The organism is Bacteroides helcogenes P 36-108, from assembly GCF_000186225.1.
Taxonomy (GTDB): domain Bacteria; phylum Bacteroidota; class Bacteroidia; order Bacteroidales; family Bacteroidaceae; genus Bacteroides; species Bacteroides helcogenes.
The window spans coordinates 3014640-3029180 of record NC_014933.1; the positions used below are offsets into that span (position 1 = coordinate 3014640).

The window sequence follows — 14541 nt, forward strand, 5'->3', positions numbered from 1 at the left end:
CAATTCTGTATTTTTAGTCGTTTATTTACTTATTAATTACACCTCTGCTTTCGGAGTTTGAGAAACCTTTGGAACCTCAGAATTCTCAGCCGTTTTTACCGAAACTTCAATGACCTTAGGGACAGCCACAACTTTTTTTTCAGGAGCAGCAGTCAGAGTGTCTCCCTCCGATTTCGGTTTACGTGGAGGAAAATTGAGAGCAATGATTGTATCCTGCGGACAAGCCTCCTCACATTTACGACAAGATTTGCATTTATTGGGATCAATGTAAGCCAAATTGTTCTCAAGCGTAATAGCTTCGAAAGGACAAACTTTCACGCATTTGCCACAACCAATGCAAGCAACGGTACAAGCCTTGCGTGCTACGGCTCCCTTATCCTTATTCACACATTGCACATAAATGCGACGTGACTTCTTGCCTTGCGGTCGAATCTCAATGATATTTTTGGGACAAGCCTTGGCACAAGCACCACAGGCCGTACACTTAGCTTCATCTACTTCAGGAAGCCCTGTTTCCGGATTCATGTGAATAGCACCAAACTGGCAGGCAGCCACACAGTCACCACAGCCCAAACAGCCATAGCTACATCCTGTCTCACCTCCATAAAGAGAAGCGGCAATAGCACAACTCTTGGCCCCATCATATTGGTTTATACGAGGACGATTAGCGCACGTTCCATTACATCTCACCACCGCAACCATAGGTTCAGAAGCGGCTGCATCCAAGCCCAGAATTCCAGCAATCTTTGCCATGACAAGCTGTCCACCCACCGGACAAAGTTTACCTTCCAGTGAGCCAGCCTTCACGCAAGCATCGGCAAATCCGCTACAACCGGGGTAACCACATCCGCCACAGTTCGCCTGAGGCAGAACCTCCCCTACCTGAGCGATTCGCGGATCTTCATACACAGCGAATTTCTTGGAAGCAATGTAGAGAATAGCGGCAGATATCAGCGCTATGGCTCCCAACGAAATCACTGCAATCAGAATTACATTCATAAATTAGTTATTTTTTAATTATTTGTTATTATGTATTAGTTAGTTCATCGGTTGTATTGAGAACGAAAATTTCTTTCCCAACCGTGACTTATTCAGCCACAATATATAATAATAGGGTATGAGAAGTGCCAACGAACAAAGTGCCGAACTCAGTTCGTTATCCCAAACAGCCATAAAAATGAATAAGAAGACAACCAAAACAAAGAAGGGAAATATAAATGCGAACAAGACTGCCATTACTCCCATCGAATGTTCTCCGACTATCCATACACAGTCGCCGACTTGATAAGAAGCAGCATTGATATCTGTTACATCAATGAGTTTTTCTTTTATATCAGCAGAAGTGCAGTGTCCCTTGACGCTACATGAAGCGCATGCTGAAGTTTGAACAATCCTCACCTTGAGATGAGAGCCGTTTATGTTTTCCACAATACCTTGATGTCTTATTGTATTCGCCATTTTTGCAAAGTGTGCATTACAAATCGCGGCAAATTTACTCATTATTTATTAACTGCAAGCCTTTCGAATACATTTTCTGTGTACTCAAATATTTTTTTTCCCTTTTTTGTGGTTTTTCTTTATTTTTTCTTCAGAAAAGTATAAAAAAAGGCTCCATTGTCATCCAATGGAGCGCTATTTTTAATTAATAATGATATATATGGTTACCATTTGTAATTGATACCAAAACTCAGAAGCTCCTTCACCTGAAAATAGCTGCTTCCCCCAGTAGGCTTTGCACTATCATCGAAACGGGCATGCACATAAAGCTTAGTAGAAAGATAACGATTCAGAACAAAATTCACTGTATTCTCCCACTCAATACGGGTCCATTCATAACTAGTCTGAAAATCCAAACGAGAATCCAAAGTAATAGATGGAATAATAGCCCATACAAGTGTAGGCTGTACCTGAGAACCGAAGTTATGCTTTACACTTTTTCCCTCGGCCAAACCAAATTTTATTTCGTCCACATCTTTATTTCCCACATAACGCAGCATATACGTCACTGGAGCCATAAAAACAGAAAGAGTAAATTTATTTTTTTTCAGCTTATAATCCATACCGACACTGGTTGTCCAATCCAATGGCGCCAAAAATGCTGAAACCAAATCTTCACTGTTCTTCTTGTAATTTCTACAAAACTGAGTTTTCAATTCTGTAGAAACTGTATAATACCACTTTTGTGCCGCTTGAATACCCAACTTGCTATACAATCGAAGCTGATCGGTGGTTACCAAATAGTTATGGAATTCATCGGAAGGTGCAGAACTGAACCCCAACTTAGCATCCATCAAGTTCTCCCATTGAACTTTCTCGCGGTCATTATAATTAGCAAACAACTGTAAATTGGCAAGCACGGCATTCGTACTCTCCCCCCCCTTATACCAATTGTCCGAAATATAGTTTTGAGTAATCTGTAAAGAACCGTTTCCACCAGTCACCCACCAATTGGGCTTATGAATGATTACTTCAGCATCCTCTTTTACCCCCACCATATCTTCACGTCCGAATAGCTTCACGACAGATGGTTTAGAAGATACCTCCTTTTCAATATCATCTCTGAATACCCTTCCTTTCATCACTTCCTTTTCTGTTTTTACAACCAAATCAGGATGATTTACGTAAGTATTCAGCAGAGCACAATCTACAATCTGATTAGCGCGTCTCTTTGAAGTAAAACTCAACGAATCAAACGGCAACAACCGATGCGCCAGCGTAGGAACAGTATCAGGCATCTGAAAAGCCCAATTTACTTTTGAAATGCGTTTTATCGGTGCATAATAATAAGTAAGAGGAAGAAATAACCGATAATAATTAGGGTTCGTAAGAATATATCTTTCAGGGGTAGTAGGATCATTCAGATAATCCAATACACCAAAATATTTTTCATGCAATATGGAGACCGTATCCATCTTATACTGATCCCCCTCCGGTTTCAATTTCAGAATGAGATACTCTTTCATAGCATCCGACAAAGTATCCTTTCTGACTGTTGTTTCCTGTTTGTTCTTTTTCAAAACGGACTTCACTGCATTTTGTGCCATCATTGATGAAGAAAACATCACGGCAAATACCCAAATTGTAATCTTTTTAGTCTTCATATTTCCCAATATCTATGATTCGAGTGCAAATTTAATCTAAAATTTTTAGAAAACACAATCTGCCTAAAAATTATATTCCGGATTCATCCGGTCCGCATTCTCTTCGTTTCAAGAATCCTTTGACAGAAAAAGAAGCGGTTCCTAATTATAAAGCTAAAGTAAAAAGAAGAGCCATTGAATTCGTACTTTTTTAATAATTGTTTCACCGAAACCTTCCATACTTCTTCTTTTTTTTATAATTTTGCGCTTTTTAAGTCCAATGCGTGCCAACGGGTACGTCCATATATGAATTATACAATAAATTAAAAAACAATATAGTTGTGGGAGAAACAAAGTATATTTTCGTCACCGGTGGCGTTGCCTCTTCATTAGGCAAGGGCATTATCTCATCTTCCATCGGTAAATTGCTGCAAGCAAGAGGTTACAAAGTAACCATCCAAAAGTTTGACCCGTATATCAACATTGATCCGGGTACACTAAACCCTTATGAACACGGAGAGTGTTATGTAACGGTAGATGGTCATGAAGCTGACCTTGACTTGGGACATTACGAGCGTTTCCTGGGCATCCAGACAACCAAAGCCAACAACATTACTACCGGGCGTATCTACAAAAGCGTAATAGATAAAGAACGCCGAGGTGACTATTTGGGAAAGACCATTCAAGTAATTCCGCATATTACGGACGAAATCAAGCGTAATGTAAAGCTGTTGGGAAACAAATATAAATTCGACTTTGTAATTACCGAAATAGGTGGTACAGTAGGCGATATCGAATCGCTTCCGTATTTGGAAAGCATCCGTCAGTTAAAGTGGGAATTGGGTAAGGATGCCTTGTGTGTACACCTCACCTATGTACCCTATCTTGCAGCTGCTGGTGAATTGAAGACCAAACCTACCCAGCACTCCGTCAAGGAATTACAAAGTGCCGGCGTTCAACCCGATGTCCTTGTACTGCGTACTGAGCATGAATTGAGTACAACTTTACGCAAGAAGGTCGCTCTTTTTTGTAATGTAGATGAAAACGCTGTTGTCCAAAGCATTGATGCGCCAACTATCTACGAAGTACCTATTTTAATGCAAGTGCAGGGACTGGATGTAACTATTCTGAAAAAAATGGGGCTTCCCGTCGGTGATACTCCGGGACTGGGTCCGTGGCGCACTTTCCTCGAGCGTCGTCATAGAGCAGAAACCACAGAACCTTTGCATATTGCGCTGGTTGGCAAATACGATTTACAAGATGCTTACAAGTCAATCCGAGAAGCTCTTTCTCAAGCCGGAACCTACAATGATCGTAAAGTATCGGTAGATTTCGTGAACAGTGAAAAGTTGACGGATGACAATGTGGGCGAAGCATTGAAAGGTATGGCTGGTGTACTGATTGGTCCCGGCTTTGGCGAACGAGGAATTCCCGGCAAGTTCGTAGCTATCAAATATGCACGCACACATGATATTCCGACCTTCGGCATCTGTTTGGGTATGCAATGCATTGCCATTGAATTTGCCCGCAACGTATTAGGATATACCGACGCTAACTCACGTGAAATGGATGAAAAGACACCACATAATGTCATTGACATCATGGAAGAACAGAAATCCATTACAAACATGGGAGGCACTATGCGCCTCGGTGCTTACGAATGCGTTCTGCAAGAAGGCAGCAAGGCATACAAAGCATACGGAACGGAGCATATTCAAGAACGTCACCGTCACCGTTATGAATTCAACAACGCATACAAGAATGAATACGAAGCAGCTGGTATGAAATGTGTAGGCATTAATCCAGAGTCAGACTTAGTAGAAATTGTAGAAATACCGAAGTTGAGATGGTTTGTCGGCACACAGTTCCATCCTGAATACAGCAGCACGGTCCTGAAGCCACACCCGTTGTTCATAGCATTTGTGAAAGCAGCGATCGAAAACGAAAAGAAATAATTATAATTAGTAATTTGTAATTGACATAGAATGGATAAAAACACCATTACAGGGCTTGTCCTGATAGCGATTTTATTAGTTGGTTTCAGTTTTCTAAGCCGTCCGAGCAAAGAGCAACTGGATGCCCAACAACGTTATTATGACTCCATAGCCCAAGTACAACAACGTGAAGCCGATCTGAAAGCTAAATCAGAAGTCGCCCTTGCCAATGAAGGAGAAAAGAAAACAGTGGACTCTACCTCTCTCTTTTTTAATGCACGTCAGGGAGCCGACTCTTTGATTACTATTCAGAATAATCTGGTAGCACTTTCTATTTGCACCAAAGGAGGGAGTATATTTTCGGCTACTTTGAAAGAATATATGGGGCAGGACAAAAAGACACCTGTTACATTGTTCAACGGTGACGATGTATCCATGAACTTCCTTTTCTATAATAAAAAGGAAACCATACAAACTGGCGATTATTACTTCAATGAAGTTGACCGTACAGACAGTACAGTCGCCATGCGTTTGTCAGCAGACAGTGCCAGTTATATTGACTTCACTTATGCCATGCACAATGACACGTACCTGATAGATTTTACAATCCACGCAGTCAACATGGAAGGGAAGTTGGCTGCTACAAATAATTATGTAGATATAGAATGGGCACAGCGAGCCCACCAAATAGAAAAAGGTTATACTTACGAAAACCGTTTGTCCGAACTGACGTATAAAAAAATGGGAGAAGGCACTGACTATCTGTCAGCCAACAAGAACGATGAAAAAGAAATCCCGGAACATTTGGACTGGATAGCTTTCAAAAACCAATTCTTCTCCAGTGTATTTCTGGCCGATGCAGATTTTGAGAAAACAAAGCTTGTCTCCAAGATGGAACCACAAGGGAGCGGATATATCAAGGACTATTCAGCAGAAATGAGCACAAAGTTCGACCCAACCGGAAAAGAAGCAACGCAGTTATATTTCTACTTCGGTCCCAACCATTATAAAACTCTGACAGCCCTTGATAAAGGACGTGAGGAAAAATGGGAATTGAACCGTTTAGTTTATTTAGGATGGCCTATCGTCCGCCAAATTAATCAATGGTTTACCATCAACATCTTCGACTGGCTTTCCGGCTGGGGATTGGGCATGGGAATCGTATTGTTGTTAATGACATTAATTGTAAAAGTTGTAGTGTTCCCTGCTACATGGAAAACCTATATGTCATCTGCCAAGATGCGTGTACTGAAGCCCAAAATCGATGAAATCAACAAAAAATATCCCAAGCAGGAAGATGCCATGAAGAAACAGCAGGAAGTGATGGGGCTTTACAGCCAGTATGGTGTCAGTCCAATGGGCGGATGTTTGCCGATGTTGATACAATTTCCCATCCTGATGGCACTGTTTATGTTCGTTCCAAGTGCTATCGAACTCCGCCAGCAAAGTTTCTTATGGGCAGACGACCTCTCCACCTACGATGCGTTCATCAACTTTCCGTTCCATATCCCATTCCTCGGCAGCCACCTCAGTCTGTTCTGCCTGCTGATGACGGTAACCAATATATTGAACACAAAGTACATGATGCAGCAGCAAGATACGGGCGCCAATCCTCAAATGGCTGCCATGAAGTGGATGTCGTATCTGATGCCCGTCATGTTCTTATTCATATTGAATGACTATCCTTCGGGGCTGAATTATTATTACTTCATCTCTACCTTGATCAGTGTGGTAACTACCATCATCATGCGTAAGACCACTAACGAGGAAAAGCTTCTCGCTCAGTTAGAAAGTAACAAAAAAGATCCGAAGAAGATGAAGAAAACAGGTTTTGCCGCCCGTTTGGAAGCAATGCAGAAGCAGCAGGAACAGATGAAAGGAAACAGAGAAAACAGGTAACAAAATATTTATCCGTTATCTACAAGAAAAGGGGCTGCACTGTGCTAAAGAAAAACAGTGTAGCCTTCTTCTTTTTCGCCCCTCATTATTCCCCTTTTAGAACAAGCAAGTGATGTGTTTTTACCTTCTAACAAAAATAGATTCAGAATTATGAAAACCAAATATACTTATAAACAGATCTGGCTTATCGCCTACCCTATTCTTGTTAGTCTGCTGATGGAACAGATGATAGGCATGACGGACACCGCCTTCTTGGGACGTGTTGGTGAAGTTGAATTAGGGGCATCCGCCATCGCCGGCGTATTTTATATGGTCATTTTCATGGTGGCATTCGGTTTCAGTATTGGTACACAAATACTTATTGCACGGCGCAATGGTGAAAAACAGTACAAGGAGATAGGAACTCTTTTCTATCAGGGCATTTATTTCCAAATAGGATTGGCAGCCATCATGTTTCTTCTCTCCTATTGTTTCTCACCGATCATATTGAAGAAAATAGTCACTTCGGAACATATCTATGAAGCCGCTACCAGCTATCTGCACTGGCGAGTGTTCGGTGCATTCTTCTCGTTCAGTGCCGTCATATTCCGTGCATTTTTCTTAGGAACGACACAGACCAAAACACTTACGCTGAATTCCATCGTTATGGTATTAAGCAATGTCGTATTCAATTACATATTGATTTTTGGTAAATTCGGTTTTCCGGAACTGAGCATTGCAGGAGCAGCCATAGGTTCATCCATGGCAGAGTTCGTTTCATTGACCTTTTTCATTCTCTACACACGGCATCGAGTCGACTGTCGCAAATACGGTCTGGACCGTATTCCCAAATTCAATTCCAACGTTCTGAAAAGGATGCTCAATGTCTCCTTCTGGACCATGATACAAAATTTTTTCTCATTGTCCACCTGGTTCCTGTTCTTCCTATATGTGGAACATTTGGGTGAACGAGCTTTGGCAATAACCAACATCATCCGCAATGTTTCCGGTATATTGTTTATGGTACTGATGGCTTTTGCTTCCACTTGCGGTTCATTGGTCAGTAACCTTATCGGTGCAGGCTGTACCGATTGCGTACCGGGTACGATACGTCAGCATATACGTATCTCATATATGTTTGTCATTCCTCTTGCACTCCTTTTTGCCCTGTTCCCTAAAGCAATACTGGGAATTTATACGGACATGACCGACTTGCAACAAGCGGCGGTCCACTCCCTTTGGGTGATGTGTACAACCTATTTGTTCCTGGTCCCCGCCAATGTATATTTTCAGGCTGTTTCAGGAACCGGCAATACACGTACAGCATTAGGACTGGAAATGCTGACATTGGTTATCTATGTGGCATACATCACATACATCATCCTATTCCTGCAGCTTGATGTAGCTCTCTGCTGGACCTCAGAGATGGTATATTCCACCTTTATTCTGTTTTTTTGCCAACTGTATATTAAGCACGGAAACTGGCAGGGAAAAAAGATATAATCATTATCTTTGCATCATATAACCGTAACGAACAACATTATATGAAACAAGTAAACCTATTGCTTATGTCAGCAGCTATGACATTAGCCTCCTGCGGCGGAGGAACAAAAGATGCCGAACAGCAAGATACGGCAGCTCTTATTAATCGTTCGGACATTAAGATCGAAGGCAAGCGCATGACGCCTGAAGCATTGTGGGCTATGGGACGCATCGGTAATGTGACCGTATCTCCCGACGAAAAACAAATAGCCTATTCGGTGGCTTATTACAGTGTACCGGAGAACAAAAGTAATAACGAAATATTCGTTATGAACGCAGATGGCGGCAGTAATCGTCAGATTACCCGTAATGTCTGGCAGGAAAGCCAACCAGTCTGGATCAAGGATGGCAAGAAGATTGCCTTTCTTTGCAACGAAAGTGGTAGCAGCCAGATATGGGAAATGAATTCCGACGGAACTGAACGTAGGCAGTTGACTCAATACGACAATGACATCGAAGGCTTCTCCTTCTCTCCCGATGGGAAAAAAATTCTCTTCATTACACAGGTGAAGACTGTAAAAAGTACAGCCGACAAGTATCCCGACCTACCCAAAGCAACTGGCATCCTTGTCACCGATCTTATGTACAAGCATTGGGACGAATGGGTAACCACTGCTCCGCATCCGTTCATCGCCGATTTCGACGGCAATGCCATCAGTAATGTGCAGGACATTCTGGATGATGAACCCTACGAAAGTCCAATGAAGCCCTGGGGAGGCATAGAGCAGTTGGCATGGAGCCCTTCTTCAGACAAGGTAGCCTATACTTGCCGCAAGAAGACCGGACTGGCATACGCTGTATCCACCAACTCTGACATTTATATCTATGACCTCGCCACCAAACAGACAAAAAACATCACCGAGGAAAACAAAGGTTACGATATCAATCCGCAATATTCTCCGGACGGCAAGTACATCGCTTGGCAGAGCATGGAACGTGACGGCTACGAAGCCGATTTGAACCGCCTGTTCATCATGAACCTTGAAACCGGAGAGAAACGTTTTGTCAGTAAGGCATTCGAATCAAACGTAGATGCTTTCCTGTGGAATAAAGACTCCGGGAGTATCTACTTCATCGGTGTATGGCATGGTGAAACACAGATTTACAATATCAACCTTGCCGACAGCGACAGACTGACACAACTCACCGACGGTATGTATGACTACGCCTCTCTCGCCCTTTGCGGAGACAAGGTGATAGCCAAACGCCATTCCATGAGCATGGGTGATGAAATCTATGCCGTAAACAACGCACGAAGTGGCGATACTTTTGCCGAAGCCAAACAATTGACTTTCGAGAACAAACATATCTACGATCAACTGGAGATGGGGAAGGTAGAAGCTCACTGGATGAAGACCACTGACGGCAAACAAATGCTGACTTGGGTCATTTATCCGCCAAAGTTCGATCCGAATAAGAAATACCCCACCCTGCTCTTCTGCGAAGGCGGTCCTCAGAGCCCAGTCAGTCAGTTTTGGAGCTATCGCTGGAATTTCCAGATCATGGCAGCAAACGATTACATCATCGTGGCCCCCAACCGTCGCGGTCTTCCGGGATTCGGCGTGGAATGGAACGAAGCCATCAGTGGTGATTACGGTGGCCAGTGCATGAAAGACTATTTCACCGCCATTGATGAAATTTCCAAGGAACCGTATGTTGACAAAGAGCGTCTGGGATGCGTAGGGGCCAGCTTCGGAGGCTTCTCCGTATATTGGCTTGCCGGACACCACAACAAGCGTTTCAAAGCTTTCATAGCCCACGACGGCATCTTCAATATGGAAATGCAATATCTGGAAACAGAAGAGAAATGGTTTGCCAACTGGGATATGGGTGGTGCATATTGGGAGAAGAACAATATCACGGCACAACGCACATTTACCAACTCTCCCCACAAGTTCGTTGACAAATGGGACACTCCCATCCTCTGCATTCACGGAGAGAAAGACTTCCGGATTCTTGCCAATCAAGCAATGGCTGCTTTCGATGCTGCCGTGATGCGCGGTGTCCCGGCCGAACTCCTCATCTATCCTGATGAAAACCATTGGGTGCTGAAACCTCAGAACGGCATTCTGTGGCAACGTACTTTCTTCGAATGGTTGGACAAATGGCTGAAGCCAACTCAAGCAAAGACAGCCGGAGATAGAGAACAATAGTTATCATCTTGCATCGAGGGGAGTTTCGGTACATCCCCTCGATTTTTTTCAGATCAGCACCTCAAGCAATAAAACAAGCAGACTTATTCTATACTCCTTCCGGCTTGCACCCTCTTCGTCCGAAAAGCGAAGAAAGGCTGCGCTCCAACATAAAAAAAGGAACAAGTTCATTTTATTATACTCTTGGTTTTCACTATCTTTGTACCTTGAACATGAACCCCTTTCTTTATGGAACTATTAGTATATAAAGCTTCCGCCGGCTCCGGCAAGACCTTTACACTGGCTGTGGAGTACATCAAACATTTGATACAGAACCCGCATGCTTACCGACAGATTCTTGCCGTGACCTTCACCAACAAGGCCACGGCCGAAATGAAAGAACGTATTCTCCAACAACTTTACGGCATCTGGAAAGGCGATCCGGCTTCCGATGCCTATCTGTCGCGCATCAAGGAAGATCTGGGAAAAAGAAAAGACAACCTGTCGGAGACTGAAGTCATCTCGCCCTTCACGGCAGGAAGCGAAGACGAGGAACTGAGGAAGCGCGCCGGAATGGCTTTGCAATATATGCTGCATGATTACAGCCGCTTCCGCGTAGAAACCATCGACTCTTTTTTTCAGTCTGTCATGCGCAATTTGGCCAGAGAACTGGAGCTTAGTCCGAACCTGAATATCGAACTCAATAATACGGAGGTTTTAAGTGATGCGGTAGACAGCCTCATCGAAAAGCTGACTGCCACCTCGCCCGTATTAGCGTGGCTGCTGGAGTATATCAACGAGCGTATTGCCGATGATAAACGCTGGAATGTCTCCAACGAAGTAAAAGGATTCGGACGTAATATCTTTGATGAAAGTTATATGGAACGGGGCGAGAAACTGCGCCAATGCCTTCGTGATCCCGACGCTCTGAAGCTTTACCGGGAAGTGTTGCGCGACATGGAAACCGAAGCGCTGGAGCAGATGAAAGCCTTCTATGACCAGTTTGAAGGAGAGCTTGAAGGACATAACCTCACCCCCGAAGACTTGAAAGGAGGTACACGAGGCATAGGCAGCTATTTCCGCAAGCTGCGCGACGGCAAACTGACGGACAAAGATGTCATCACCGTCACCCTGCAAAACAGTCTGGCGGATGCCAAAAACTGGGCCACAAAGACATCCCGACGCCGGGATGATATCGTCCGTCTGGCCGAGACCAGCCTTCTCCCCCTCCTGCAAGACGCAGAAAGACTGCGTCCGCAGAAGAGCCGCACCCTGAACAGTTGCCGCCTTTCCTTGCAGCACCTGAACAAGCTGCGACTTCTCAATCACATAGACGAGGAAGTGCGCACGCTGAACAGAGAGCACAACCGCTTCCTCCTTTCAGACACCAGCGCCTTGCTACATAAACTGGTGCGTGAAGGGGACTCTTCTTTCGTGTTCGAGAAGATAGGAGCCAACATACGCAATGTGATGATCGACGAGTTTCAGGACACCAGCCGCATGCAATGGGACAACTTCCGCCTGCTGCTGCTCGAAGGGCTATCGCAGGGGGCCGACAGCCTGATTGTGGGTGACGTGAAGCAATCCATCTACCGATGGCGCAACGGTGACTGGGGCATACTGAACAGTCTGGGAAATGACGACGAGACAACGCCGGGCTACGGGCAGGCAATGAAGAACGGCGGACTGCCGAGCCACTTCCCCGTCCGCGTAGAAACCCTGAAGACAAACAGGCGAAGCGAAACCCGCATCATCCGCTTTAACAACGCGCTATTCACCTTGGCCGCCAATTACCTCAACACGCTGTACCTTGATGAGCTGAAAAAGGAATGCTATCCCCTGAAACGCGCTTATGCCGACGTGGCGCAAGAATCGCCCAAAACCAAAGAGCGCGGCTACATCAAAGCCTCCTTCCTCAGTCCGGATGAAGAACACAACTATACCGAGCAAACACTCGCGGCCATGGGCAAGCAAGTGCGAGAGCTGCTGGACGCAGGCGTGCGGCCTGACGACATCACAATCCTGGTGCGTAAAAACAAGAACATCCCCCCAATTGCCGACTACTTCGACAAAGAACTGCGGTTGGCGGTAGTTTCCGACGAAGCATTCCGATTGGACGCCTCGCAAGCCGTATGCATGCTGATGGACGCCCTCCGCTACCTGTCCAATCCAGAGAACATAATAGCCAAAGCCTCGCTCATCGTCGGCTATCAGACGATATTCTCCCCCCAGGCCACGCCGGCCGAAGCAATGCAGCCCCAAGCCATCCTATCCGACGAGATGTTGCCACCAGCATTCACTTCACGCATGGAGACACTACGCCTGATGCCCCTATATGAGCTCTTAGAAGAACTGTTCGGCATATTCGGAATGAGCCGCGTCGAAAAGCAAGACGCCTACCTGTTCTCCTTCTTCGATGCCGTGACGGAATACCTCCAGAACAACTCTTCCGAACCGGACAGCTTCATACGCTTCTGGGAAGAAACCCTCTGCGCCAAAACCATACCCGGCGGCGAGACGGACGGAATCCGCATTCTGTCCATTCACAAGTCCAAAGGACTGGAGTTCCACACGGTACTCGTGCCCTTCTGCGACTGGAAGCTGGAAAACGAAACGAACAACCAACTCGTGTGGTGCACCGCCCCCGAAGCACCCTACAATGCCATCAACCTGATTCCCGTCAGCTATTCGGCCACCATGGCAGAGTCCGTTTATCAAGAAGACTACTTGCGCGAACGGCTGCAACTCTGGGTGGACAACCTCAACCTGCTTTACGTGGCCCTTACCCGCGCCGGAAAAAACCTCATTCTCTGGAGCAAGAAAGACCAAAAAGGCACAATGGCGGAACTGCTGGCCCACACCTTGCCACAAATGGCCCACACGGGAACCGGTGGCTGGAACGAAGAACAGTCCGTCTATGAAGATGGACAGCCCTGCCCTTCGGCCACAAAAGCTCCAGCCACCGCCTCCCCCACCTTCATCAACAAGCTGACACAAAAGCCGGCGAAGCTGCCCGTACACATGGAAAGCATGCTGCACGACATCGAGTTCCGCCAGTCCAACCGTTCGGCGGACTTCATAGCGGGAGTGGACGAGGAACAGTCCGACCAACGCTTCATCAACCGCGGACGCCTGCTGCACACCCTCTTCTCCGACATCGAAACGGAGGCCGACATCGACGACGCCATCAGCCGGCTCGTATTCGAAGGCATCATCGGGCACACCGAAACCGAACAGCAGATAAGAGAACTTACCCGCCGAGCCTTCACGCAGCCCATGGTCAAAGACTGGTACTCAGGCTCATGGCAGCTCTTCAACGAATGCGACATCATCTGGCAGGAAGAAGGAGAACTGCGCACCCGACGCCCCGACCGCGTGATGATGAAGGACGGAGAAACCGTGGTGGTGGACTTCAAGTTCGGCAAACCCGACAAGAAGTACAACAAGCAGGTGCAAGGATATATGCAACTGCTGGCATGCATGGGCTACGCCCCCCAAAAGATCAGGGGCTATCTGTGGTACGTGGAAGAAGGAAGCGTGGAAGAAGTGCGTGCAGCGGTGTGACAGCCCCCCCGCACGTAGCACATATCCTGTACAGGATAAGAAAATATCTTTCACAGGATAAAGAAATATCCCTCATAAGATAATTTTATATCTTTATCAGGATAATTGTTTATCTTTGTAAAGATATAAACTAATAACAGCATAGAACGATGAGCAAGAAAAGAGCAAAATGGAAAGTGCACCTGACACACTCCAACTACAACGGACAGAAAGAAGCGGTCTATCCCCGGCTTCTGTCGCCCGAAACCCGCGACCTAAACGACCTCATAGACCTTGCCCCACGCGATCTCAAACCGAGGCAATACCTCGTACGTATCGTCAGCCAATACACCACGAACCCCAATCCCATGAAGCAAGCGGCAGAATACACCACCAATACGCCACTCGCTGTGGAAGCCCAATAAATTTAAA

9 protein-coding genes are annotated in these 14541 nt (G+C 45.5%); 6 read left to right on the forward strand and 3 right to left on the reverse strand.

The genetic code is table 11. From position 1 onward, the window contains the following. Nucleotides 1–36: 36 nt before the first annotated feature. The 3 genes from BACHE_RS12360 to BACHE_RS12370 form a co-directional block, all read right to left on the reverse strand. A complete protein-coding gene (locus BACHE_RS12360) occupies nt 37–999 on the reverse strand; it encodes a Fe-S cluster domain-containing protein (RefSeq protein WP_013548054.1) in 963 nt (320 codons plus the stop codon). A gap of 39 nt (nt 1000–1038) precedes the next feature. Further along, on the reverse strand, nt 1039–1458 hold the full coding sequence (locus BACHE_RS12365) for a SoxR reducing system RseC family protein (RefSeq protein ID WP_013548055.1): 420 nt from the start codon (nt 1456–1458) through the stop codon (nt 1039–1041). A gap of 203 nt (nt 1459–1661) precedes the next feature. Next, nucleotides 1662–3101, reverse strand: coding sequence for a DUF3078 domain-containing protein (locus BACHE_RS12370; RefSeq protein ID WP_013548056.1), 1440 nt, complete (start codon nt 3099–3101; stop codon nt 1662–1664). 320 nt (nt 3102–3421) lie between these two features. Here BACHE_RS12370 and BACHE_RS12375 point away from each other — a divergent pair, with 320 nt between their 5' ends. The 6 genes from BACHE_RS12375 to BACHE_RS12400 all read left to right on the forward strand — a co-directional run bounded on the left by BACHE_RS12375 (nt 3422) and on the right by BACHE_RS12400 (nt 14534). After that, entirely contained in the window at nt 3422–5035 is a 1614-nt protein-coding gene (locus BACHE_RS12375) for a CTP synthase (RefSeq protein ID WP_013548057.1), read from the forward strand. Between the two features lie 30 nt (nt 5036–5065). Continuing rightward, nucleotides 5066–6913 carry a membrane protein insertase YidC gene (gene yidC, locus BACHE_RS12380; RefSeq protein WP_013548058.1) on the forward strand — a complete coding sequence of 616 codons (1848 nt, stop codon included), beginning with the start codon at nt 5066–5068 and terminating at the stop codon, nt 6911–6913. A 150-nt stretch (nt 6914–7063) separates the two neighbouring features. Then, on the forward strand, nt 7064–8395 hold the full coding sequence (locus tag BACHE_RS12385) for an MATE family efflux transporter (protein WP_013548059.1): 1332 nt from the start codon (nt 7064–7066) through the stop codon (nt 8393–8395). 41 nt (nt 8396–8436) lie between these two features. Continuing rightward, nucleotides 8437–10587: a dipeptidyl-peptidase Dpp5 gene (gene dpp5, locus BACHE_RS12390; protein ID WP_013548060.1), complete on the forward strand. Its 2151-nt coding sequence runs from the start codon at nt 8437–8439 to the stop codon at nt 10585–10587. 228 nt (nt 10588–10815) lie between these two features. Beyond that, nucleotides 10816–14130 (forward strand): UvrD-helicase domain-containing protein, encoded by a 3315-nt coding sequence (locus BACHE_RS12395; protein WP_013548061.1) that lies wholly within the window; start codon nt 10816–10818, stop codon nt 14128–14130. A 149-nt stretch (nt 14131–14279) separates the two neighbouring features. After that, nucleotides 14280–14534, forward strand: coding sequence for a hypothetical protein (locus BACHE_RS12400; protein WP_013548062.1), 255 nt, complete (start codon nt 14280–14282; stop codon nt 14532–14534). Nucleotides 14535–14541 lie beyond the last annotated feature (7 nt).

Excerpts from the sequence above, each read along its gene's own strand:
- BACHE_RS12360 (WP_013548054.1), bottom strand. The coding sequence starts at position 999 with ATGAATGTAATTCTGATTGCAGTGATTTCGTTGGGAGCCATAGCGCTG.
- BACHE_RS12365 (WP_013548055.1), bottom strand. The coding sequence starts at position 1,458 with ATGGCGAATACAATAAGACATCAAGGTATTGTGGAAAACATAAACGGC.
- BACHE_RS12370 (WP_013548056.1), bottom strand. The coding sequence starts at position 3,101 with ATGAAGACTAAAAAGATTACAATTTGGGTATTTGCCGTGATGTTTTCT.
- yidC (WP_013548058.1), top strand. The coding sequence starts at position 5,066 with ATGGATAAAAACACCATTACAGGGCTTGTCCTGATAGCGATTTTATTA.
- BACHE_RS12385 (WP_013548059.1), top strand. The coding sequence starts at position 7,064 with ATGAAAACCAAATATACTTATAAACAGATCTGGCTTATCGCCTACCCT.
- dpp5 (WP_013548060.1), top strand. The coding sequence starts at position 8,437 with ATGAAACAAGTAAACCTATTGCTTATGTCAGCAGCTATGACATTAGCC.
- BACHE_RS12395 (WP_013548061.1), top strand. The coding sequence starts at position 10,816 with ATGGAACTATTAGTATATAAAGCTTCCGCCGGCTCCGGCAAGACCTTT.
- BACHE_RS12400 (WP_013548062.1), top strand. The coding sequence starts at position 14,280 with ATGAGCAAGAAAAGAGCAAAATGGAAAGTGCACCTGACACACTCCAAC.